Annotated in this window: 1 protein-coding gene; it reads left to right on the top strand. The window is 42.3% G+C overall.

Annotated elements, in window-relative coordinates; all coding sequences use genetic code 11:
* Positions 1 to 1,843: tandem-95 repeat protein (locus E1176_RS01620; protein WP_155208833.1), on the top strand; the 1,843-nt coding region annotated here is incomplete at both ends.

The following is a 1,843-nucleotide window of genomic DNA, read 5'->3' as shown; positions in this document are numbered from 1 at the left end:
CACGACCAGCAACGAAATCGTGATAGATACGACTGGTCCTGTGGCTAATGACGATACGGGTAATATTACTGATGAAGACGTGGCGCTAAACATCAACCTGATTACGAGCAACGATGTAGATGCAACTGGCACAGTTGAAGCAAGTACTATAGTTTTAATTGACCCTAGTGATGCTTCTAACACAGCTGACAGTGCAAATCCTCTTGTGATTGTTGGAGTAGGTACTTATTCCGTTGATGCTGCTGGTAATGTAGCATTTACACCAGAGGCTGATTACAATGGTGATGCTTCTATCAATTACACGGTAGAAGATAACCTTGGTAACGTTTCAAATGCTGCTTTAATAGAAATCACAGTTAATCCGGTCAACGATGCACCGATCATCAACGATGATGCAGATGCAACAGACCCGGGTGTAAGTGTAACGATAGATGTATTGGCAAATGATACCGATATTGAAGGTAATAATCTGTCAAACCCTACAGTGACCGTCAACCCGACAAATGGTACTGTGGTAGTAAATGGAGACGGAACGATTACCTACACTCCAAATGCAGGCTTTACCAATGGAACCGACACTTTTGAATATGAAGTGTGTGATGATGGTACACCATCGGAGTGTGGTACAGCCACTGTAACGATTACAGTGCCTGATTCACCGCTTCCTCCTAATGCTGGAGACGATGTAGCTACCATTGATGAAGACACGAACGCAAGTGGTGATTTACTGGCTAATGATTTAGACCCTAACGGAGACAATCTAAATATTAACACAACCCCAGTAAGTGATCCGTCAAATGGTACAGTAACGATAAACTCTGACGGTACTTACAATTACGTGCCCGATGCTAATTTCTTCGGTACTGACACATTTGAGTACGAGGTCTGTGACGATTCAGCAACACCACAGTGTTCAATAGCTACGGTAACAATTACGGTTAATCCAGTAAACGATAGTCCTGAAGCTGTGAATGATTTAGTAAATACAGCTCTTGATACTGATGTTTCCGGAAACGTACTTACTAATGACTCTGATATTGAAAGTGATTTACTTACGGTAAATATTAGTCCGATTACAGGGCCTACAAATGGTACAGTAGTATTGAATGCAGATGGTACTTTCATATATTCACCTGATGGTGGTTTTACAGGTTCAGATACATTTACTTATCAGGTGTGTGATGATGGTACGCCTTCAGCGTGCGCAACGGCTACTGTCACAATCATTGTAGGTGATGATGCAGATGGTGATGGAATTGTTGATGACCTTGACCCGGATGATGACAATGATGGTATTGCAGATGCTGATGAAGATTCAAATGCTGATGGTGATAATAATCCATTTACCAATCCTGATGATACAGATGGAGATGGTATACCAGATTACCAGGATACAGATTCAGATGGTGATGGAGTAGAAGATTGGGCAGAAAGTGGAAGCGGTTTTGAACCAACTGGAAATGATAGTGATGGTGACGGTATTGATGATGCCTTTGACACAGACAATGGTGGACCAGGTTTAAATAGTAACCCTCAGGATACAGATGGTGATGGTACACCAGACTTTAAGGACACAGATGATGATGGCGATGGAGTACCAACTGAGGATGAAGATATAGACGGTGATGTTGATCCTACCAACGATGATACTGATGGAGACGGAATACCAAATTATCTTGATACGGATGATGATGGGGATGGTGTATTAACGGCAGACGAAGACGTAAATGAAGATGGTAACCCTACCAATGATGACACTGACGGAGACGGTACACCAGACTATCTTGATATTGATGACGATGGTGATGGAGTACCTACTTCAGATGAAGATGTAGACGGTGAT

The sequence above is a fragment of the Fulvivirga aurantia genome, assembly GCF_009711475.1.
In the GTDB taxonomy this organism is placed as follows: domain Bacteria; phylum Bacteroidota; class Bacteroidia; order Cytophagales; family Cyclobacteriaceae; genus Fulvivirga; species Fulvivirga aurantia.
This window is presented reverse-complemented; position numbering and strand designations above follow the sequence as displayed.